This window comes from Pseudomonas sp. Rh2 (assembly GCF_040762985.1).
Classification (GTDB): Bacteria; Pseudomonadota; Gammaproteobacteria; order Pseudomonadales; family Pseudomonadaceae; genus Aquipseudomonas; species Aquipseudomonas taiwanensis.
The window spans coordinates 673,818-695,711 of sequence record NZ_CP142890.1 but is presented as its reverse complement, the minus strand read 5'-3'; the positions used below and the strand labels follow the sequence as shown (position 1 = coordinate 695,711).

Annotated in this window: 16 protein-coding genes; 5 read left to right on the top strand and 11 right to left on the bottom strand. The window is 63.2% G+C overall.

Annotation, left to right across the window (positions count from 1 at the left end; translation table 11 throughout):
- Positions 1 to 41: 41 nt before the first annotated feature.
- Positions 42 to 254 (bottom strand): PLDc N-terminal domain-containing protein, encoded by a 213-nt coding sequence (locus VXM67_RS03130; RefSeq protein ID WP_023378100.1) that lies wholly within the window; start codon positions 252 to 254, stop codon positions 42 to 44.
- 248 nt (positions 255 to 502) lie between these two features.
- Here VXM67_RS03130 and VXM67_RS03125 point away from each other — a divergent pair, with 248 nt between their 5' ends.
- Positions 503 to 1,990: a YifB family Mg chelatase-like AAA ATPase gene (locus tag VXM67_RS03125; protein ID WP_367237494.1), complete on the top strand. Its 1,488-nt coding sequence runs from the start codon at positions 503 to 505 to the stop codon at positions 1,988 to 1,990.
- Between the two features lie 145 nt (positions 1,991 to 2,135).
- On the top strand, positions 2,136 to 2,390 hold the full coding sequence (locus tag VXM67_RS03120) for a DUF2790 domain-containing protein (protein ID WP_104882307.1): 255 nt from the start codon (positions 2,136 to 2,138) through the stop codon (positions 2,388 to 2,390).
- A gap of 47 nt (positions 2,391 to 2,437) precedes the next feature.
- On the opposite strand, the gene VXM67_RS03115 is transcribed toward VXM67_RS03120, so the two are convergent.
- Both VXM67_RS03115 and VXM67_RS03110 read right to left on the bottom strand, forming a co-directional pair.
- A complete protein-coding gene (locus VXM67_RS03115) occupies positions 2,438 to 2,809 on the bottom strand; it encodes a response regulator (protein WP_023378096.1) in 372 nt (123 codons plus the stop codon).
- On the bottom strand, positions 2,806 to 3,798 hold the full coding sequence (locus tag VXM67_RS03110; RefSeq protein ID WP_023378095.1) for a response regulator: 993 nt from the start codon (positions 3,796 to 3,798) through the stop codon (positions 2,806 to 2,808). The genes VXM67_RS03115 and VXM67_RS03110 overlap by 4 nt, the downstream gene beginning before the upstream one ends.
- A gap of 244 nt (positions 3,799 to 4,042) precedes the next feature.
- Here VXM67_RS03110 and VXM67_RS03105 point away from each other — a divergent pair, with 244 nt between their 5' ends.
- The gene (locus tag VXM67_RS03105) at positions 4,043 to 9,139 is read left to right on the top strand and encodes an AAA family ATPase (RefSeq protein ID WP_367237493.1); all 5,097 of its coding nucleotides are present in this window, start codon (positions 4,043 to 4,045) and stop codon (positions 9,137 to 9,139) included.
- A gap of 28 nt (positions 9,140 to 9,167) precedes the next feature.
- Here the strand turns inward: VXM67_RS03105 and ycaC are convergent, their stop codons facing one another.
- Together ycaC and VXM67_RS03095 are read right to left on the bottom strand one after the other, a co-directional pair.
- Entirely contained in the window at positions 9,168 to 9,794 is a 627-nt protein-coding gene (gene ycaC / locus VXM67_RS03100) for an isochorismate family cysteine hydrolase YcaC (RefSeq protein WP_023378093.1), read from the bottom strand.
- 74 nt (positions 9,795 to 9,868) lie between these two features.
- Complete coding sequence (locus VXM67_RS03095; RefSeq protein ID WP_023378092.1) at positions 9,869 to 10,234, bottom strand: AraC family transcriptional regulator; 366 nt, start codon at positions 10,232 to 10,234, stop codon at positions 9,869 to 9,871.
- A gap of 178 nt (positions 10,235 to 10,412) precedes the next feature.
- Between VXM67_RS03095 and VXM67_RS03090 the strand changes: the two genes are divergently transcribed.
- Both VXM67_RS03090 and VXM67_RS03085 read left to right on the top strand, forming a co-directional pair.
- Complete coding sequence (locus tag VXM67_RS03090; protein ID WP_023378091.1) at positions 10,413 to 11,387, top strand: GlxA family transcriptional regulator; 975 nt, start codon at positions 10,413 to 10,415, stop codon at positions 11,385 to 11,387.
- 121 nt (positions 11,388 to 11,508) lie between these two features.
- Positions 11,509 to 13,296 (top strand): monovalent cation:proton antiporter-2 (CPA2) family protein, encoded by a 1,788-nt coding sequence (locus VXM67_RS03085; RefSeq protein WP_023378090.1) that lies wholly within the window; start codon positions 11,509 to 11,511, stop codon positions 13,294 to 13,296.
- 80 nt (positions 13,297 to 13,376) lie between these two features.
- On the opposite strand, the gene VXM67_RS03080 is transcribed toward VXM67_RS03085, so the two are convergent.
- The 6 genes from VXM67_RS03080 to bcsZ all read right to left on the bottom strand — a co-directional run bounded on the left by VXM67_RS03080 (position 13,377) and on the right by bcsZ (position 21,894).
- Positions 13,377 to 14,240, bottom strand: coding sequence for an ABC transporter permease (locus VXM67_RS03080; RefSeq protein ID WP_023378089.1), 864 nt, complete (start codon positions 14,238 to 14,240; stop codon positions 13,377 to 13,379).
- A 13-nt stretch (positions 14,241 to 14,253) separates the two neighbouring features.
- On the bottom strand, positions 14,254 to 15,117 hold the full coding sequence (locus VXM67_RS03075; protein ID WP_023378088.1) for an ABC transporter ATP-binding protein: 864 nt from the start codon (positions 15,115 to 15,117) through the stop codon (positions 14,254 to 14,256).
- A 6-nt stretch (positions 15,118 to 15,123) separates the two neighbouring features.
- A complete protein-coding gene (locus tag VXM67_RS03070) occupies positions 15,124 to 16,143 on the bottom strand; it encodes an ABC transporter substrate-binding protein (RefSeq protein WP_367237492.1) in 1,020 nt (339 codons plus the stop codon).
- An 18-nt stretch (positions 16,144 to 16,161) separates the two neighbouring features.
- Positions 16,162 to 17,061 carry a TauD/TfdA family dioxygenase gene (locus VXM67_RS03065; RefSeq protein WP_023378086.1) on the bottom strand — a complete coding sequence of 300 codons (900 nt, stop codon included), beginning with the start codon at positions 17,059 to 17,061 and terminating at the stop codon, positions 16,162 to 16,164.
- A 211-nt stretch (positions 17,062 to 17,272) separates the two neighbouring features.
- Positions 17,273 to 20,794 carry a cellulose synthase complex outer membrane protein BcsC gene (gene bcsC / locus VXM67_RS03060; protein ID WP_367237491.1) on the bottom strand — a complete coding sequence of 1,174 codons (3,522 nt, stop codon included), beginning with the start codon at positions 20,792 to 20,794 and terminating at the stop codon, positions 17,273 to 17,275.
- Positions 20,782 to 21,894, bottom strand: coding sequence for a cellulose synthase complex periplasmic endoglucanase BcsZ (gene bcsZ, locus VXM67_RS03055; RefSeq protein ID WP_027907875.1), 1,113 nt, complete (start codon positions 21,892 to 21,894; stop codon positions 20,782 to 20,784). Before bcsZ ends, bcsC begins: the two co-directional genes overlap by 13 nt.

Below are 21,894 nucleotides of genomic sequence, written 5' to 3'. Positions count from 1 at the left end.
GTTGCGCTACCGGGTCAAGGGATTTCATCCTGGTCGCTCAATCATTTCTCCTGCAGCACCGCCCTGCCCTTCACCGCCCGCGGCCCCCGCCAGGCCCAGAAAAGCAACCCTGGGAACGGTGCATAGACCACGAACACGATCCACAGCATCTTGCGCTCTGCGCGCCGGTCGCTGCCGATGATGTGCCAGATGGCAAAGATCTCAAGGATGATGACCAAGGCCGCGACAATGATCCAGATCGTTCCGATTTCCATAAGCACTCTCCTGCTGGCATGTATTCGATTGAGTCCCGGCCAGCTGTGAGGGTTCATTTCGATTTTCCTTCGAGCACATTGCTGTGCCTGCCGAATGCCACGACGGCACAGGCAACCTATCGTGGCCCGGCAGGTGCTCGGCCACCCTGCAAAACCTCGACGCACTCTTCTGCCGCCTCTCCTGCGCCGGCTCACTATGCTTGGCAGATGCCGCAGGATGCGGCGCCTTAAACGACAACGGAGCGTCCATGTCCCTAGCCCTCGTCCACAGTCGCGCCCAGGTGGGCGTGCAGGCACCTGCAGTCAGTGTCGAAACGCATCTGGCCAACGGCCTGCCCAATCTCACTCTGGTCGGCTTACCCGAAACCACGGTCAAGGAGAGCAAGGATCGAGTACGCAGCGCCATCGTCAATTCCGGCCTGGACTATCCCGCCAGGCGTATCACCCAGAACCTTGCCCCAGCCGATCTGCCCAAGGATGGCGGCCGTTATGACCTGGCCATCGCCTTGGGGATACTCGCCGCCAACGGCCAGGTACCGGTGAACGCCTTGAACGACATCGAGTGCCTGGGTGAGCTGGCGTTGTCCGGCAAATTACGGCCTGTGCAGGGGATACTGCCGGCCGCCCTGGCAGCGCGCGAAGCAGGTCGGGCCTTGGTGGTCCCGCAGGAAAACGCTGAAGAAGCCAGTCTGGCGGGTGGCCTGGTGGTCTACGCAGTGGGGCACCTTCTAGAGTTGGTCGCCCACCTCAACGGCCAGGTGGTGTTGCCGCCATATGCCGCCAATGGCCTGCTGCTGCAAAGTCGGCCCTACCCCGACTTGAGCGAAGTACAAGGCCAGGTCGCGGCCAAACGGGCACTGCTGCTGGCAGCCGCTGGCGCGCACAACCTGCTGTTCACCGGGCCACCCGGTACCGGCAAGACTTTGCTGGCCAGTCGCTTGCCAGGGCTGCTGCCGCCGCTGGACGAGCACGAAGCCCTGGAGGTCGCGGCTATCCAGTCGATCAGTGGGCACACGCCCCTGAAAAGCTGGCCGCAGCGTCCGTTCCGCCACCCCCATCACTCAGCATCCGGGCCTGCGCTGGTAGGCGGCGGTAGCCGGCCGCAACCCGGCGAAATCACGCTGGCGCACCATGGTGTGTTGTTTCTCGATGAGTTGCCAGAGTTCGAGCGACGGGTGCTTGAGGTTCTGCGTGAACCCTTGGAGTCCGGCGAGATCGTCATCGCCCGTGCCAAGGACAAAGTGCGCTTCCCTGCCCGTTTCCAACTGGTAGCGGCGATGAACCCCTGCCCTTGTGGCTACCTCGGCGATCCCTCAGGCCGCTGCCGCTGCAGCACAGAGCAGATCCAGCGCTACCGCAACAAACTGTCAGGCCCGTTGCTCGACCGCATCGACCTGCACCTGACTGTGGCGCGCGAAGCCACCACACTCGACAACCACCCCTGTGGCGACACCAGCGCCAAGGTCGCCCGTGTCGTGGCTGAGGCCCGCGAACGGCAGCAGCGCCGCCAGGGCTGCGCGAATGCCTTCCTCGACCTCGATGGCTTGCGCCGTCACTGCGAGCTCACTGCAGCTGACCAGGCCTGGCTGGAAAGCGCCTGCGAACGGCTGACCCTGTCGCTACGGGCTGCGCACCGCCTACTCAAGGTCGCGCGGACGCTGGCTGACCTGGACAGAACCGACTCGATAGCCAGGGCTCATTTGGCCGAAGCCCTCCAGTATCGCCCTGGCACCTGACTCATCGACGTGTGCAGATTCGCCGATGGGCGAAGTCAATGCAGGCCATAGTGGCATTTTATTTTGCGCGCTAATTAATTGAGCGCAATATTAACTCCAGACAGCAAGCAGTCGTCACCCACCTCACTGAACCTGGAGAACGATCATGACCCTCAGCAAAGCACTCACCGCCGCCACCTTCGCCTTGGTCACCAGCACCGGCGCTTTCGCCCAGTCCGTCGAAACCACGCCCTACCATTACGGCATGGCGCTGGATATTGCCCAGGTGATCGCCGTGCAAACGCCAGCCAACGCTCAAGGCCACACCACTACCGCCACCCTGACCTACCGCGACAGCAATGGCCAAGTCCGCTCCTTGAGCTACAGCCAACCCAACACCAACCTGGCCAACCAGAATTGAGGCGACGCGCACGGACAGGCCGCTTGGGCGGCCTGGCTCGTGAACGTTCAACGCACGTTCAAGGCCAACGCAGCCTCGACCGCCTTCAGCAGTACGTCTTCATTGAACGGTTTGCCCAGGCAGGCTACCGCGCCATTGCGCTGGGAAGCTTCCAAGGCCGCATCATCCCAATGCGCCGACATGCAGATCACGGGCAGCTGCCAACCCAACCGGGCCAGCTCGCCCTGGACCTGCAAACCTGTCAGTCCAGGCATTCTCAAGTCCAGCAAGGCACACCCCGCCCCACGCGCCTGGGGCGAAGCCAGCAGCTGCGCACCCGACCCGAACAGCAAGGTGTCGAAGCCGGCCGAACGCAACAGGTTGGCCAGGCTTCTGCGCACGAAAGCATCGTCATCGACGATGCATACCGTTGCGCTCATGCAACGCCCTGGTCTTCAAGGCGGGGGCCGGCATCGATGACATGGTGCATGGCGACCAGCTCGACCAGCGAGCGCGACTGCATCTTGTTCATGATGTTCTTCTTGTGAACCTTGGTCGTCACTTCACTGGTACCGATGGTCTTGGCGATCTGTTTGTGCGTCAGCCCCCCTACCACCAGCGAGAACACTTGCCGCTCGCGCTGGGTCAGGCGCCGGTACTTTTCCCGGACCTGACGCGTATCCCACCATTTGCGCCCCTGCGCCAAGGCGCGCGCACGTACCGACCCCAGCAGCGTCAGCAGCTCGTACTCATCGAACGGCTTGGTGAGAAATTCAACAGCACCCGCACGCATGGCCTGAACGGTCATAGGGATGGTGCCGTAACCGGTCATGAACACGACCGGCCAGGGAACATCGAGCCTGCGCAGCGCCTGCTGCACGTCCAGGCCGCTGGCAGCCGGCAGGTTCATGTCCAGCAACAGGCAGGCGTAGGGTGTGTCGCAGGGTTGTTCGAGCAGTTCCTCCGCCGAGGCGTACAACCGATGAGGAATATTCTCGGCACGGAACAGCCGGCCCAGGGCCGTGCGTACCGACGGGTCGTCATCGACCACCAGCACCATCACGGCTTCGATGTCGTCCTGCGGCGGCCCAGCAGTGGCTGAAAGCGGCGATCTGCCTGGCGCCAACGCAGCCACATCGCTGGACACTTGCGCCGCCAGCCGGTAACCCCTGCGGGGAACGGTCTGGATCAGGCCCCGGTCACCAAAGGCTTTGCGCAGCAGCGAAATCTGCACCTGCAGGTTGTTGTCTTCCACCACTGTGCCGGCCCAGACCTGGCTGAACAGCTCGTCCTTGCACACCACCCGGCCGTTGGCCCGGATCAGCGTCGCCAGCACCTCGAACGCACGCCCACCCAAGGGCAGCGGTTTGCCGTCCAGAAACACTTCCCGCCGCTCCAGCGACACCTGGGCATTGCCTATACGGATCATGATCTTTTCGAATCTCGCGAGTCCGGGCGGTTGCGCAGCCCCGTGCAATCTAGGCCAGCATCCACATTCATACAATTATCCCGAGGGATAGGTTGGCCTTTGGACTATACAAGCCAGCGCCGCCACCCTGGGGCCGATTACGGTCAAGATGGTTCCCGATCCTGCCAAACCGGCCAGCCAGAGCGTGCGGGGCATTCGCGCTGCGTATACTCGCGCCCTTGGATGTCGCTAGCAGGGGTGCTTTATGCTCGATGAACGCCTTGCCTACAGGCCCATCGATTATGACCAGTCGATCGACGACGGCTGGCTGGGCCGCTGCGACATCACGCCTTTGGGGCAGGAAGGCGACCTGACCTACTTCCGTCTGCGCGACAGTGCGACGGGACAGGCCTGGGTAGCGATTCGCGCGGCCCTCGCAGCCCCTGCCGCCTGCCGGCGCCTCGAACGCAACTACCGCCTTCAGCTGGACCCGCAATGGGCTGTACTTCCCTCAGCCTTCGTCCGCTCCGCAGAAGGCCCGTTGCTGATCTATCCGGCAGGTCGCTCGATCAATGACCTTGCGGAGCTTGGCCCGATCACGCTATCGACGTTCCTCGACGTGGCGACCAACGCCGCCACGGCCTTGGCTCAGGCCCACGAGCGCAACGTGCTGCACGGTGCCCTGCAACCTCAGCATGTGTTCGTCCAGCACGACCTGGGCGTGAAGATCGGCGGCTTCCATGCCGATCCACCGGAGCTGGTCGGCGAACAGCAGACACCGGTAGGCAGTTGGGCTTACCTCGCCCCAGAGCAGGTCTGCCCCCATGGCAGCGTCAGCGACCGGCGCAGCGACATCTATGCCTTGGGCGCAATCCTCTACCAGCTGCTGCTGGGCGAACTGCCTCTGCTAGGCCGTGACATGTCGCACTGGCGCCAACTGCATGCTGGCGTGCAGCCCAGAACGGCCTGCGAAGTCGACGCCAAGGTGCCACGGGCACTTAGCCAAGTGCTGAACAAGGCGCTGGCCAAGGAACCCGATGCCCGCTACCAGAGTGCACGGGCGCTGGCGATCGACCTTGCCCATTGCCGCCGACATTACCCAGCCAAAGAGCCCCTCGATCACTTCACGCCTGGCTGCGCCGAACCGATATCACCCACCCGCGAGCGACTTCATGGACGCACGGCCGAGCTGAAAACCATCGGCCTACTGTTCAGGGCCCTGCGCCGGGACAGCAAGCCCCAAGTGCTGTTCGTCAACGGTGCCACCGGCATGGGCAAGTCCAGCCTGGTCCAAGCCGCACTGAAGACTTACGCCGAGGGGTATTGGGCATCTGGCAAGTGCACCTGCCTGGAGCAAGGCGCGCCTTATGCGCCGTGGCTGGACATACTGGGTTCGTTGGCCACGCAGCTGCTGGCCAAGAACAGCGAAGACCTGGCTTCCTTGCGACACAAGATCCTGCGTCGCCTCAAGGGACGCGGACGGCTGCTGGGCAAGCTCGCCCCTGACCTGCAATTGATCATCGGGCCCATGGCGGAATTGCCGGAAAAACCCACCCGCCTTGCGATGCAGAAAGAGCTGCGGGCGGTGGTCGAGTTTCTAGGGGTGTTCAGCCGGCCCGGCCAGCCTTTGGTGCTGTTTTTCGATGATGCGCAGTGGGCCGATAGCGCAACCCTGCACCTTTTAGCAGAACTGCTCGCGCAGCCGCCCGACAGCCTGTTGTTGATCCTCGCCCGGCGCAACTATCCAGCACCCGCCCATGCCCTACCGACTCGCCCCGAGGAAGTGCGCATCACGACCATCGAGCTACGCCCGATCTCCGTTGCGGCGGTGTCGGATCTGATCGGCGAGCGCTACCATGTGCCGCCCGAAGAGGCGATACAGGTCGCACGACTGGTGCACGCCAAGACCGCCGGCAACCCGTTCTTCATCAACCAGATCCTGCAGGTCATGGTCGAAGATGGCCTGCTCACCTTCGACACCCAGACCATGCGCTGGACGTGGTCCTTACATGCCGTGTCGCAGCATCGCTACGCCGACAACGTCGCCGACCTGATGGTCGATCGCCTGACACGCCTGCCGGTTGCCCAACGCGATGTGCTGCGCCTTGCCAGTGCTGCAGGCGGCCGTTGCGACGAGCGCTTGCTTGAAAAGACGCTGCCTTGCGGCGTACCCCGTCTCGGTGAACGGCTAAAGGCACTGGTCGACGCGGGCTTTCTGCTGCCCAGCCAGAAAGGCCTGTGCTTCGCCCATGACCGGGTCATGCAAGCTGCCTACGAACTGACCCCAGAGTGCGAACGAGCTGCGCAACATGCACGTATCGCCAAGGCCATGCGCGAGGTTTGGCAGGACGACCTGCCCAATGCCGTGCTCGATATCGCCAACCAGGTGCAACGCGCCAGCCTGCAGGCCTTCGAAGCAGATGAATACTCAACGTTCCTGACGATGCTGGAGGACGCCGCGCTTCGGGCCCGCGATGACGCCTCATACGCGCAAGCCGCCAGCTACCTGGCAGCCGGTGAAGCCCTGCTGAGGCAAAGCTGCGAATCAGCAACGTACAGGGCCAAGGCCTTCACCTTCGCCGCCCTGGCGGCGGAGTGCGACATGCTGATGTCGCGCATGCCCGAAGCCGAAGCACACATCGCCCAATGCCGACAACGCGCCAGCACACCCCTGCTGCACGCCCGCGCCTACCGGCTGGAGGCACGGTTGCACACTTTGCGTTCCGACTATGAAACCGCCATCGATGCAGCCCTGACAGGCCTTGGTCTGCTGGGTATCTCGCTGGCACGCGGCAACGATAGGCACATGGTCGAGAGCGAATATGCACGGATACGCGGCCTGATCGAGCAGCAAGGTCGCCACTGCCTCGAATCGCTGCCCAAGGCCGAAGCCGAGCACGCGATCGTCGCGATAGAACTGCTGGCGACGCTCTCTTCGTCGTTCTTCGTGGAGGATGACCTGTGCTGCCTGCACCTGGCCAAGATCATGGAGCTGACCCTGGCATATGGCGTGGCCCCTGGCAGCACTTATGGGCTGGCCTGGTTCGGGGTCATGAATGCCGAACGCTTCGCCGCCTATCATGATGGGCACGCCTACTGCCTGGCCGCGCTCAAGTTGATCGAGCGACAGGGGTTCGAGGCCGACCTGACCAGCGCCCTGCTCGCGCTGGACCAAGTCAGTGCCTGGACCGCCCCGATGGAGTTCGCCCGACGCACCGCACTCGAAGCCATCGATTCGGCGCGCCTGAGCGGCGACCTGGCCATGGCCTGCTATGCCTGCAACCACCTGGTGTCGGATTCGCTGTTCATGGGCCACCATCTGCAAACAGTCGCTGCCGAGGTAGAACAGGGCCTCGACACCGTGCGCCGTTACGGCTATCGGGATATCGAACGCATCCTCCTGGCGCAACAACACTTCGTTGCCAACATGAGCACTGCCGAACCTTGCCGCAGTGGCTTGACGTCAGGCACGACAGCGACCCTCACGCACGAACTCGGCACCTCCAGAACGACGCGGTTCTTCCAGGCGCTGTTCAACGGTATGTCCGCGTTCTACCTGGGCGATATACGCCAGGCGATCGTAAGCCTGGACGAAGCCGGAACACATGCCTGGGCTGCCCCGGCGCATATCAACCTGGCCGACTACCAGCTGTTTCGCGGTCTGGCGCTGGGCAGCCCAGAAGCGCCTGGCACACCCGAGATGAAACGCAAGACCTTGGACGAACTGCGCGAGCGCTTCGCGCAATGGGCCGAGTTCAACCCCATCACGTTCCGTAACAAGCTGTTGTTGATCGAAGGCGTCATCGCCAAGCTTAACGGTGACGGCCTGGCAGCCATACGCTGCTTCGACCAGGCCCAGATCGCCGCCACTGCCGCCGGCTTCATTCACGAACAGGCGCTCGCCCACGAACAGTTGGCCGAAGTGTGCATCCCCAGCGGCCTGATCTCCGGTGCCAACCTGCACCTGCGACTTGCACGCGACTGCTTCCACATTTGGGGTGCGACAGGCAAGGTCCGCCAGTTGGAGACCTTGCACCCATTCCTGCGAACTCAACCGGTGCAGGAAACCTACCGCGCCTCCAGCCAGGCCCGGCTGGACCTGGAAGTGGGCATCGAAGCCGCGCGAGCGCTGTCCGAAGAAGTGCTGCTCGAAGGGCTGATCGAAACCCTGATGGGCCACCTGACCCAGCATTCCGGTGCCGACCATGGTGCCCTGCTGATCGTCAGCGGTGCCGAGTTCCAGATGGCAGCACTGTCCTATATCGACGACGCGGGCCTGCATGTCCGGCTGGATGACTGCCAGACGTTCAGGACCCAGGCGCCACTGTCGATCATCAATGCCACCATGCGTACCAAGAAGCCCTTGACGCTCAACGACGCAGCGAACGATTGCCCGGAAGCCTTTCGCCCGGAGCTTCAGGCCCGCGGCGCGCGATCCGTGCTGTGCCTGCCCCTGGTGATCCAGGGCGTGCTGATCGGCCTGGTCTACCTGGAAAACCGTCTGGTGCCCAACCTGTTCGGCAGCCAGCGTCTGGCCATGCTGGAAATCCTCGCCTCACAGGCGGCGGTGTCGCTGCAGACCGCCAAGTTCTATACACGCCTGGCCGAGGACAATCAGGCCCGCGCCCAGATGGAAGCCGAACTGCGTCGGTCGCGCGCCGAACTGGCCCGCAGCGCGCACCTGCAGGTGATGAACGAACTGTCGGCGTCCATTGCCCACGAAATCAGCCAACCGCTGCTGGGCATAGCCTCCAACGCCGCGGCCAGCCTTCGTTGGCTCAAGCGCGGTGAGCCTGACCTGGCCGAAGCCATCGCCGGCCTGGAAGACATCCGTGCTGACAGCGAGCGGGCCGCGAACATCGTCCAGGCGTTGCGCTCGTTGGCCAAACAGTCACCGATGCAGCGCAAGGCCATGAATCTCGATGAGCTAGTCGTTGAAGTGGTCCGCCTGACCTCCGCCGATGCCCTCAAGTGTGGGGTGCAGGTGAGTACCCAATTGCACGCGGCAGTGAGCGTCATGGCAGATCCGGTGCAGTTGCAACAATTGGTGTACAACCTGATCACCAATGCCCTGGAAGCCCTGGCGGGTTACCGCAGTGACGGCGTGCTACGCATTGTCTCGACAGTGGTGGGCGATACGGTGGAAATCTGCGTGGATGACAACGGCCCAGGCATAGCGCCAGAAGAACGGGAGCGTGTGTTCGGGGCTTTCTACACGTCCAAGTCGGGTGGATTGGGCATGGGGCTGGCGATCTGCAATTCAGTGGTGCAGGCCCACGGCGGGCGCTTGCAAGCTTTGGTGTCGGAGCTGGGGGGATGCCGGATCAGATTCAGCGTACCGATCCAGCCTCCCCTCGCGTAGCCACCGGCTAGCCGGCGACTGGGTAAGGTCAGCGGGCGCTCAGGGCCGCATAGCTGTTCATCAGGTTGCGGTAGTTGGGAATACGCTGCGACAGCAGGTTACCCAGGCCTTCGATATCGTTGCGCCAGTCACGGTGCAGCTCACAGGCCACCGAGAACCAGTTCATCATCTGCGCGCCCGCCTCGGTCATGCGTACCCAAGCAGCCTGCTGCACGGTTTCGTTGAAGGTGCCCGAGGCGTCGGTCACCACGAACACCTCGAAGCCCTCGGCCAGCGCCGACAGGGTCGGGAACGCCACGCAGACGTCAGTCACTACACCCGCGATGATCAGTTGCTTGCGGCCGGTCGCCTTGATCGCCTTGACGAAGTCTTCGTTGTCCCAGGCATTGATCTGCCCCGGACGTGCGATGTAGGGAGCATCCGGGAACATTTCCTTGAGCTCTGGCACCAGCGGGCCGTTAGGGCCTTGCTCGAAGCTGGTGGTGAGGATGGTTGGCAAGCCGAAGAACTTGGCCAGATCGCCCAGGGCCAGCACATTGTTCTTGAACTCGTTGGGGGAAAAATCCTGCACCAGCGAGATCAGGCCGGTCTGGTGGTCGACCAGCAATACGACTGCGTCGTCTTTGTTCAGGCGCTTGTAGTCTGGTTGGCTCATGAGTGTGACTCCTTGGGTTGGGTGAACGGGGCCGGTACTGTCCCTATGTGGCTATACCGACGGATACTTTCGGCTTAAGGATGTGCGCCGAGGGGCTCGGCCTTGGCTGCCTGACGCCAGGCTTTGGGCGGTTGTCCGACCAGACGGCTGAATGCACGGGTGAAGTGGGCCTGATCGCAAAAACCGCACTCCAGGCTCACATGGGTGATCGGCGCCTCGGTGGCCAGCAGGCGCTTGGCCTTTTCCATCCGCGCCAGCAAACGCCATGCCTGGGGCGAGAGACCCGTGGTGACCTTGAAGGCGCGCGAGAAGTGACTGCGGGTGAGGTTGCACACCCCGGCAATCTCGATGATCGACAACGAGCTGCGCAGCATCAGCTCCTTGGCCTGATGCAGGCGGGCGGGGGTCAGGGCGCCGGGAGGGCAAGGGTCCGGGTGCATGGCGACTCTCCTGTTCAATGGAGAAAGTCTCGCGCCCGGAGCATGACAAAGTCCTGAGCCGAACCTTAATAGTTCTTAAACCTGCACTACTGGCCCTCCCTGCCAGACCGATAACCTAAGATGAGTTTCGTGTTCAGTAGTCGGCCCCTGAACGGGCCCGTATCAAGGCGAGAAAGGCATGCAGGAAAATCGTGCTCACCGCACCGTGGCCATGGTGTTGTTCAATGATGTGCTGTTGCTGGATGTCACCGGCCCGCTGGATGCCTTTGCCATCGCCAACCGGTTCTTACCGGAGGATCGACACTATCGCTTGATCACGGTGGCCGAAGGGCACGCCGCGATTCGCGGATCCTGTGGGTTGAAGGCCCTGGCCGATGCGCCCCTCGAAGACTTGCCCGAGGCGGTCGACCTGCTGCTGGTGCCGGGTGGACCGGGGGCCTACGATGTCGCCTTGCCCGCACTGGAGCGCTGGTTACCCCAGGCGGCGCGTAGCGCCAGACGGTTCGGTGCCATCTGCACGGGCGTCTTCCTGCTGGGGCGTGCCGGGTTGCTGGACGGTTATCGATGCACGACTCACTGGAACTACGTAGAGCGCCTGGCCCGGGCCTTTCCCGAAGCGAAAGTGGAAACCGAGCAGATCTACGTCATGGACCGCAATTTGATCACTTCCGGCGGCATCACCGCGGGTATCGACCTGGCATTGGCCGTGGTGGCGGAAGACCACGGCAAGTCGCTTGCCCTGGAGGTGGCGAAGGTGTTGCTGGTAGCCCGCCATCGCCAGGGCGGGCAGACGCCGTATGGGCCGCTGTTGGCAGCTGTACCTCGGGACGACACCCCCATCGCCCGCGCTCAGGCCTACATCGTCGACCATATCGAGCAACCCTTCACGGTGCAGAAAATGGCTGAGCGGGTGGCCATGAGCAGCCGCAACTTCGCCCGTGCTTTCCAGCGCGAAGTCGGCATCACACCCATGCAGTACCTGCAGAATGCCCGTATAGACCGGGCGCGCAAGCTGCTGGAAGAGAGCGACCTGCCATTGAAAGTCGTGGCGGCACAATGCGGATTCAGCAGCGACCGGCACATGCGCAAAGTATTTTGCGAGCGAATCGGCATGACGCCGGCGCAGTATCGGGCGCAGTTTGGCGGGCATTGATTGTCTTCCATGATGGGACAATCTGTCCCCTCGCCGCGGGATTGTCGTACCCGGCCACAGTCCGCAAAATGCGTATTCACCCTGTACCTCGCTGCCCAGGCAGCTCATGGAGTCCGAGCCTATGCCACATGAAAGCAGCCTGCTGCAAACCGCCGTCATCTTCCTGCTCGCCGCCGTTGTCGCCGTGCCCTTGGCCAAGCGCCTGCAACTGGGCGCCGTCATTGGTTACCTGCTGGCCGGCGTGGCCATCGGCCCGCAGGCGTTGGGCCTGATTCGCGACACCGAAAGCGTCGCCCACATCTCGGAACTGGGAGTCGTCCTGCTGCTGTTCATCATCGGCCTGGAACTGTCACCTCGGCGCCTTTGGCTGATGCGCAAATCGGTGTTCGGCGTTGGTACTGCACAGGTGCTGCTGACCGGCGCGGTCATCGGTGCCATTGCCTTGTATGGCTTCGACCAGTCATTGCCCGCCGCCGTGGTGCTGGGCCTGGGCCTTGCGTTGTCGTCTACCGCCCTGGGCCTGCAGAGCCTGGCCGAAAGCAAGCAACTCAATGCCCCCCATGGCCGCCTGGCGTTCGCCATCCTGCTGTTCCAGGACATTGCCGCCATCCCGTTGATTGCCTTGGTACCGCTGTTGGCCGCGAGTGGCCCTGACACCAGCCACGGCGACAGTCTGGAACATGGCCTCAAGGTTTTTGCCAGTATCGCCGTGGTGATCGTCGGTGGTCGTTACCTGCTGCGTCCGGTATTCCGCACGGTGGCCCGTACCGGACTGCCGGAAGTGTCCACCGCCACGGCGCTGCTGGTGGTCATCGGCACCGCCTGGCTGATGGAGCAAGCCGGTATTTCCATGGCCTTGGGCGCCTTCCTTGCCGGCCTGCTGCTGGCTGACTCGGAGTACCGCCACGAGCTGGAATCGCAAATCGAACCGTTCAAAGGGCTGCTGCTGGGCTTGTTCTTCATCAGCGTGGGCATGGGCGCTAACCTGCGCCTGCTGCTGGACATGCCGCTGGTACTGCTGGGCCTGACACTGTTGCTGGTGGCAGTGAAGCTGGTGCTGTTGATTGGGGTGGGGCGTTTGGCCGGTGGCCTGAACAGCGCCAGCGCCCTGCGCCTGGGCATGGTCCTGGCGGCGGGTGGCGAGTTTGCCTTCGTGGTGTTCAAGCTCGGCAAGGACCAGGGCTTGTTCGATGCCCAGACTTACGACCTGCTGCTGATGACCATCACCCTGTCGATGGCCATCACGCCGCTGCTGATGCTCGGTTGCGCTCGGGCACTGAAACGCCCGCAGCCACCGCGTGAAGTGCCGGAGCAGTACAAGTCCATCGATGCTGGTACGCCACGCGTGGTGATTGTCGGCATGGGCCGCATGGGGCAGATCGTGTCGCGTATCCTGCGGGCCCAGAAGATCCCATTCATTGCCCTGGAAACGTCGGTGGACGCCATCGAAATGACGCGCATGTTCGAGCAGGCTCCGGTGTTCTACGGCGACCCACTGCGTCCTGAAGTGCTGCACGCGGCCAAGGTCGGCGAAGCGGAGTACTTCGTGATCACCACAGATGATCCGGAAATCACCACTCGCACGGCGGAACGCGTGAAGCGTCTGTACCCCCACCTGAAGGTGCTGGCACGCGCACGCAACCGTCAGCATGTGCACAAGCTGGTGGATGTGGGTGCCGAACCGATTCGCGAGACGTTCTACTCGAGCCTGGAAATGTCACGCCGCGCTCTGGTTGGGTTGGGCTTGAGCGAAGAGCAGGCCACTGACCGCATCGAACGATTCACCCAGCATGATGAAGAAGTGCTGGTTGCTCAGGGACAGGTGCGCGATGACCGGGCAAAAGTCATGCAGACCGCCAAGGAGGCGCGCATGGAGCTGGAGCGGTTGTTCGACTCCGATGCGGATTGAGCGCCTTTAGGCCAAAGCCAGTCGCGCCAAGGGAGGGGGCTCCCGCCGCGCGGCTTGGCAAAGGTCGTTTGCACCGTCATCTACCGCTGCATTCCCCATCGCCGCACCGTCAGCCGCTCCAGGGTGTTGAACACCAACCCTTCCACCAGCAAGCCGATCAGGATAACCACGGCCAAGCCTGCGAACACCTTGTCGGTGTAAAGCTCGTTGCGGTTCTGGAAGATGTACCAGCCTAAGCCGCCCTTGCCGCTGCTGGCGCCGAACACCAGTTCCGCCGCGATCAAGGTACGCCAGGCAAACGCCCAGCCGATCTTCAGCCCCGACAGAATCGACGGCAACGCTGCCGGCACCAGAATGTGCAACACCAGGCGCAGTCCCTTGAGGCCGTAGTTGCGCCCGGCCATGCGCAAGGTGTCCGATACCCCGAGGAACCCTGCATAGGTATTGAGCGCCAGCGCCCAAAGGACCGAGTGCACCAACACGAAGATCAAGCTGTTGTCCCCCAGACCGAACCACAGCAAGGCCAAGGGCAGCAGGGCGATGGCCGGCAATGGGTTGAACATCGAGGTGAGGGTGCCGAGCAAGTCGCGTCCGAGCTGGGTCGATACCGCCAGGCTGGTCAGCCCGAACGCCAGGACGATGCCGAGCACGTAGCCCTTGAGCAACACCACCAGCGACACGCCGACCTTGGCTGGCAGTTCACCACTGAACATGCCGTCCCAGAGCGCTGTTGCAGTTTGCAAAAAGCTCGGCAACAACAGGTCATTGCCCTGGTAGCGGGCGATGGCTTCCCACAGGGCGGCGATGGCGATCAGGATCACCACCTTGCGCAACCCGCCCAGTTGCCAAAGGCGCTGGGCCAGTGGCAGTCGACGTTCAAGAGGCACACTGAGCAGCGGCTCCAGCTGCACCTCGTATTCCTGGCGTACAGGTGTAGTGGTCATGGCTGAGCTCCTGTCAGTAGGCGATGCGAATATCGTTGAAGCCGAGGTCAGCCGCCTGCTCGGGTGCGTCCGCCTCGTCGAACAGCAGACGATGGATACGCCGGGCGCTGGCCTGGAAATCGGCAGCCCCCAGGCTGCCAAGGTCGTACTGATGGCTGTGCACTTGCGCCCTCACCCGCCCTGGGTGCGGCGACAACAGCAGAATGCGGTTACCCACCACCAACGCCTCTTCGATGGAGTGGGTGACGAACAACAGGGTGAAACGCACCTCTTCCCAAAGCAGCAGCAGTTCTTCCTGCATCTTGCGACGGGTCAGTGCATCGAGCGCGGCGAAAGGCTCGTCCATCAGCAGGATCTTGGGCTGGGTGGCCAGTGCCCGGGCAATGGCCACCCGCGCCTTCATGCCACCCGACAGGGTATGCGGGTAGGCATCGGCGAATGCCGCCAGGCCAACCTTGTTCAAATAGTGCAGGGCGCGCTCCTGGGCCTCGGCGCGCTTGAGCTGACCAGACACCAGCAGCGGGAACATCACATTCTGCTTCACCGTCTTCCACGGCGGCAGTTGGTCGAATTCCTGGAATACCACGATGCGGTCGGGGCCGGGGCCCTTGACCGGCTGGCCCTGCAACAGGATCTGCCCTTCCTGGGGCTCGATGAAGCCGGCCACGGCCTTGAGCAAGGTGGACTTGCCGCAACCAGACGGGCCGAGCAGAACGAATCGGTCGGCGTGATCGACTTCGAAGCTGACCTGGTGGGTAGCCCGCACCACGCGCTGCGCCGTGCGGTATTCGAGACTGAGATTATTCACCTGCAGCAAGGCGGGTGCGTCGGCACGGCTCAGGTTGCTGGCCGTGTGGCCTGGCAATGGGGCGGTCATGATCGATCAGCTCCCCTGCAGCGGGCGTTCATCCTGGAAGAAGTAGTCCTTCCACGACTCCGGCTTGTTCTTGATGGCACCGACGCGGTAGAGGAAATCCGCCAGCTTGTAGGTGTTCTTCGGCGTAACGGTGAATTCGTATTGCGGGTTGTCGATGAGCTTGATCAGCGCGTCACGGTCGATCTTGGCCTTGGTCACGCGGATGTAGGTATCGGCCGCGGCGGCCTTGTTCTTCTGGGCGAAGTCCGCCGCCTCGGCCAGCGCGTCGACGAAGGCCTTGTAGGTTTTGGGGTTGTCCTTGCGGAATTTCTCGGTGGCGAACAGCAAGGTCGGCGAATTTGGCCCTAGCAAGTCGTAGCTGTTGAGCACTACATGCACGTTCTTGTTGGCCAACACCTGGTCCTGGAACGGCGGGTTGGAGAAGTGTCCATTGAGTTCCGTGCCACCCGCCAACAGGGCTGCGGTGGCATCCGGGTGCGGAACGGCCAGGGTGTACTTGTCCAGGCGATTGTATTCCTTGTCACCCCACTGCTGCGCGGCAGCGTACTGCAGGAAGCGTGACTGCACCGAAACACCCACGGCCGGCACCGCGATGCGGTCCTTCTCGGAAAGGTCGGCGATGGTCTTCACATTAGGATTGCTGCTGACCAGGTAGTACGGGAAGTTGCCTAGCGAAGCCACGGCCTTGACGTTCTGCCGGCCCTTGGTGCGGTCCCAGACAGTGAGCAGCGGGCCGACACCGGCACCTGCGATGTCAACCGAGCCAGACAGCAACGCGTCGTTGATCGCGGCGCCACCGGAAAGCTGGGCCCAGTCGACTTCGATGTCGATGCCCTGCTCCTTGCCGTGCTTCTCGATCAGGTGCTGGTCGCGCACCACATTCAACAGCAGATAGACGATGCCGAACTGCTCGGCGATGCGGATCTTGCCTTCGGCCTGGGCTACCGCGGGTGCGGCGAGGCTGCCGATGACCAGGCTTGCGCCCAGGCCGAAGCTCGCCGCCAGGCGGCTGATGGATTTGCGCATGATGTGGTTCCTCAGTCGTCAGAACGGGGCATCGCCCTGGATGGTGGTGCGGTACAGCTTGCGCCGCAGGTGTGCGGGGCAGCCGGTGGCTAGGTGGATCAGCGAGCGGTTGTCCCAGAACACCAAGTCATGGGGCTGCCACTGATGGCGGTAGATGTTTTGCTCAAGCACGCTCAAGGCGTAGAGCTGCTGCAGCACGTCACGGCTTTCGTCCTCTGGCAGGCCGACGATACGGGTGGTGAACCCCTCGCTGACGAACAGTGCCTTGCGCCCGTTTTCCGGGTGCGTACGCACCACCGGATGGATGACCTCCTGTACTTGAGCCAGTTGTTCGGCGGTCAGGGTCGGACGCCAGTTGCCTTCGAACTTGGTCTCGGCGTAGCGCGCGGTATAGGAGTGTGCAGCGCTGCGGCCCTCGACCACCTTGCGCAGGGCTTCGGGCACCGCGTCCCAGGCCTTGTGCATGTCAGCGAACAACGTGTCGCCCCCTTCGCTGGGCAGCTCCTGGGCATGGAGCATCGAGCCGAGGCTGGGGAGTTCCTTGTACGAAAGGTCCGAGTGCCAGAACTTGCCAGCATCACCCAGGCCTATGTTGCGACCTTCCTCGACGATGTTGGACACGATCAGGATTTCCGGGTGGCCCGCCAACAGGAACTGCTTGAGCACATGAATCTGCAGCTCGCCGAAGCGGCGGCTGAAGACGATTTGTTGTTCGGGGCTGATCCGTTGCTCCCGGAACACCAGCACATGGTGGTCAAGGTGGGCACGGTGAATGCGCTGGAAATCTTCGGCGTTGACTGGTTTGGCCAAGTCCAGGCCGATGATCTCGGCCCCCACGGCACCGGAGAATGGACGGATTTCGAAGAATTGCGGCTGGGCGCTGTCGATGGACGACAAGGCGTTCGAGGCGGCTGACATGTTTCACTCCCACGCAGTGCGCGACTTCAGGGCGCGCGACGATCAGAAACGCACGGGGTTTTCCCGTGTGGGTTCAAGTCGTGCGGCGCGCCGATTGGTCGGCGGGTACGCAGTGGAAGCGACTATAAGGGCATAAGAAAAATAATTTAAATATCTTTAACGAATAACCATATGAAGCCGTTCATGCATCGCCCCAAGCGCTGGATGCCCATCAGCGCCACTCGCTGTAGGGCTCCAGTGAGGTGACCGGTAACGCCAGGTTGCCTCGCCATGGTTCGAACATGTAGCGCACATAGAGCATCGCATGGCTGGGTGCGTAGTCATCGCTGTGTTGCCAGTCGAACCCACCGCCCAATGCCCAGCGGTCGCTCAAGCGCCGTTCGAACGCCCCATGCAAGCGGTAGCCCAGGCCATTGCTGTCGCTGGCTTCGGTCATGGCGTCGATGTTCGACGCGATGATGTCGTAACGCGCCAGCAACTTGCGGTTCAGGCTCTCGTTCGGATAGACACGACTGCTGTCGCTGTGGGCACGGGACCAACTGACCGACCCCTCCACCAGGAACGACCAATCGTAGTTGCGCCAGGCATAGCTGACCGGTACTCCGATCGACTCATAGCGCTGCGGGCTGTAGTAACCGCCCTGGCCCAGACTGTAGCCTCCCAGGTCCTTGTCATATCGCCAGTGCATCAGGGTCAGGCCGACCCGCACGCGCTCGTCCGCCTTTTCGACCGCACGGTAGTAATAGCCGGCCATCGCGCGGGTACGCTGGTTGTCGGCAACGTTCTCACCGTACAGCCAGTGGTGCCCGAGGCTTGCCCAGACGCCATGGTCCCCACCTTGGTCCCAGCTCAGGCCAAGGGTGGCACCGTTGGCCGTAACACCGCCCCAGCGGACGTTGGTAGCCGGGTCGCGAGCACCTGCGAAAGACAGCAACGAGTTGCTCATCGGCCGGCGCGAGGCAGCCAGCGACCAACCGACCTGTCCGAGGTCGCCGTTGACGATTGCGCCGCCCAGCCAGTTATTGACCTCGTACCCTTGGGTAGTGCCCAGGTCGAAGCCCCAGCGCTCGTTCTGCCAACCAAGCGCCAAAACACCTCCATTGGCCGTTTGCGAGCCCGGGCGGCAGGTCGGCAATAGCACCCCGCTACGGGTGACGCCGACAAACTGGCAAGTACCGAAATCAGCGGTGTTGTTGCCATTCTCGTCCAGATCGAACGAACCAGCATCCATGCCGATGCGCTCCACGCGCGCAAACGCCCTACCGTCTTCCCAGGGGGTATCGACATGCAGCAGGGTCGATTGGGTGCTCAACCTGGAAATACCAGGAGTGCCGTCGTTCTTGCGCCAACCGTAGTCATGCATCAGGGTGACGTTGGTATTGCGCTGGCGGTACAGCTCATCCACATCGCTGCGCAGGCTGCGCACCAACCAGTCGTCCGCGTCCTTGGCGCGACTGGCCAAGGTCAGGGCGCGGTCGTCGCGTGGCGATACCGCCGAGCGGCTGAGCAACTGCGCGTCGGCCATCGCTGCGGCATACAAGTCCAGCGCCCGCTGAGGGTCCTTGGCCGCGACCAGGCGGGCAGCATCTCGGCGCAGCAATGGGTCGGGCTGGGTCTGCCGCGCGGCAATCCGGTCCAATAGCCTGGCGGCCTTGTCCTTCTCACCCAATGCGACCCAGACGGTCGCCAGGCGCCGCTGGGAGTCGATCTCCTGATCGTTCAGTTGCAGCGGCTGTGCGGCCAATGCCTGTCGCACACGCGCCAGGTCACCTTCGGCAACCCAGCTCTCCATCACGCCAAGGCGCGCTTCGGCTCGCTGCGGCTGAACGTCCAGCACACGCTGGTAATAGCCACGGGCCTTGCCATGCTCGCCCCGCTCTGCCGCCCAGTCAGCCATCAGCAGGAGGTCGTCGGGGTCACCCTCGCCGTGGGCCAGACCCGCTTCCAGAACGGCGGTCGCCTCATCGGTACGGCCCTGCTCCTGCAAGCGCTGAGCTTGCGCCAAGGTCATGCGACGACGCACGCGCTTGTCCAGCGCATGCATATCGTCGGTCCAGGCGCTTTGCGGGACAGCCTGCAGGGTATTGCGAGCCAATGCATCACGGTCGCTGGACTCAAGGTACAAGCCATGGGCATAGCGGGTAGCCGGATCCGCTGGCTGGCGCTGCAGCAACCTTGCGAACGCGGCGTCCGCCTCGCCGTCACGCCCTTGCTGGCGCAGGCTGTTGGCCAGTTGATAAACCAGCCATGGCTCATCCGGTGCGAGCTCGACAGCCTGCCCCAGCACTTGGCTGGCAGTGATCCAGTCCTGTCGCTGTAGGGCCGCGTCGCCCTGCTCGCGCAGGCGGCCAAGGACAAGGCTGCGGCGCAGGCTGGCGAACTGGGCCTGTTGCGCTGCTGGCAAGCTGTCCAGATAGGCTTCGGCCTTGGCCGTGGATTGCGCCTGATAGATACGCATCAGGCCGCGCACCGCGCTTTCATTGTCCGGCACCATTCGCCGCACTTGCAGGTACTGCCGCTCGGCACCGGCCAGATCGCCTTCGGCAAATGCCACATCGGCCAGACCAAGCAAGGCGAACTCGTCTTCAGGACGTTGCTGACGCGCCTGTTGGTAAAGTGCACGAGCACCGCGCAGGTCTTGCTTCTCGAGCAAGCTGTCTGCCTTCTGCAGCAGGCCCCAGTACTGACTGGACGCTTCAAGGTCTTTCCACTTGCTCATCAGGCGAGTGTTCTGCTCGATGGACGCCGCCTGGCGGAATGACGTGTTCGCCTCCGCATAGCGACGCTGGCGCATCAATGCGACGCCCAGCGCCCCGTGCAGGCTTGCATCGTCCGCATAACGACGCAGCGCCAGGCGCAGTTGTGCCTCGGCTTGAACGTTCTGCTCCTGGTCGAGCAACGCTTTGCCCCGCTGGCCGGCCTGCCAGGCAGGGTCAGCCACGAGGGTGCGCTGCTGCTTGAGGTTTTCGCCGGCCAGTGGCAACAGCGGCGAAGCGGGATAGCGCTGGGCGAAAGCCTGCCAGCCCGCGACACTGTTGGCGCTCACAGGTTGTTCGGACAGATAGTCGAATTCGCGCTGCGCGGCAGCGTCGCGTGCCGCTGGGTCGCGGGACAGCTGTTCGAGCACCGCCAGCGCTTCGTGGTTGCGCCCTTCACTGAACAACCAGCTGGCCAGGGTTTGCCGTAGACCGGCGTTGCCCGGGTACTGTCGATCCAGTTGCTGCAACTGCTCGATCGCGTCCGGCCGCTGACCGGCGAGGTTTCCTCGCACGCGCCAATAATCCAGGGCCAACTCCAGACTAGGGGGCTCGCCCGCGAACAACTGGTCATAGGCAACCAGTGCCTCGTCATAGCGCCCTGTCACGGCCATGAGGCGGGCTTGCTGAAGGCGTTGCACCTGCTCCGGCTGCTGCAGTTGCAGCAAACGCCTGGCCTGGCGCTCCTGGGGGCTGCCGGGAGCGACTTGGCTTATGCTTTCGCGCAGTTGCTCTGCTTCCTGCGGCTTTTGCTCACGCAGCGCCAGGCTCAGCGCGGCGAGCAACGCGTCGGGGTTTCGTGGCTCCAACAACCGCAACCTGGCCAGGGCGTTATGAACCAGATCGTCACGGTGCAACGCCTCGCCGATTCGCACCTGCTCAAGCAGCCATTGGCGCTGCCCGTCGCTGTCCTTCGGTTGAGCGGCCACGGCACAGGACAACGCGCTCAGCGTCAGCACGCCGATCATTCGGAACATGGTGCACTCCAGGCAGGCAGCAAACGACCTTCTTTGTCGAAGCGATAGCGGGCTTCGTCCCAGCCTTGGCCGAACAAGGCGAGGACCTGGTTGTAATACGCTTGCGGCTCGGCCGGTGACTCATGCAGCCGTTTGCGCTGGGCTTCGAGGGCCACCTGGCCATTCGGAATGCTGGCCAGCAGTGGCAGCAAGGCCGCTGAAAAGCCAATCGGGCCATGGCCACTTTCCTGACCGCTGCGGGCATCGATGCTTTCCGGCGGCAGGCCGCTGCGCAGGGTCAACGCAGCCATCGGTGCGAAATGGCGCAGCATCTCGTCGCGCTGCGCCGCCCCCTCGGCCAGCATGCCGAGCCACAGGTAAACGCGAATGGCGTCATAGTCACCGCCACTTCCATGCTCAGGGTCGGGGCGGATAGCGGCCGCTGGAGTCCACAACAGCCAGTCCGGTGCGAACCCTTTGGGCGAAGCCTGCAACCAGACTCGGCGAACGTTACTGGCCATCTCGCCCCACAACGGGTCGACCAGGGCGAAGCGGTCGAACAGTTGCGGTGGCAGGTAGCTGGGGTTCAACCGCCAGCCCTTGTCGCTCTCGAAACCGTAGTCCGCGGGTAGCAACATGACGCCCAGGCCGGGAAGCTTGCGGACGCTCTGTGCCGCAATACGCCAGAGCATGCTCTGGCCCAATTGGCCATAGCCGGGTTCGCTCCAGAGCCTCCCTGCTTCGAGCAGGCTGTAGGCGATCCACAGGTCGGCATCGCTGGCATTGTTGCTGTCCAGCACCTGCCACTGGTTTTGCGGGCTACGCCCCCAAAGCCAGGCTGGCAGATGCCTTGCGAGGTTCCCTTCGGCAAGGTTGTTGCTGGTCCAGCGCAGCACGTTGGCGAAGGCTTGGCGATCATTGCCCACCAGGGCAAAGAACAACGCGTAGCTCTGCCCTTCGGACGTCGAGACCAAGCGTTTGTCACTGCGGTCGAGCACCCGGCCATCTTCGCTGACCAACTCGGTCTTGAAACGCTCCCAGGCCGGCCACGGACAAGCCGTCGAGGCCGCCGCGACAGTGGGCAAGCACATCACCAGCAATGCTCCCAGCAGCCGACGCAT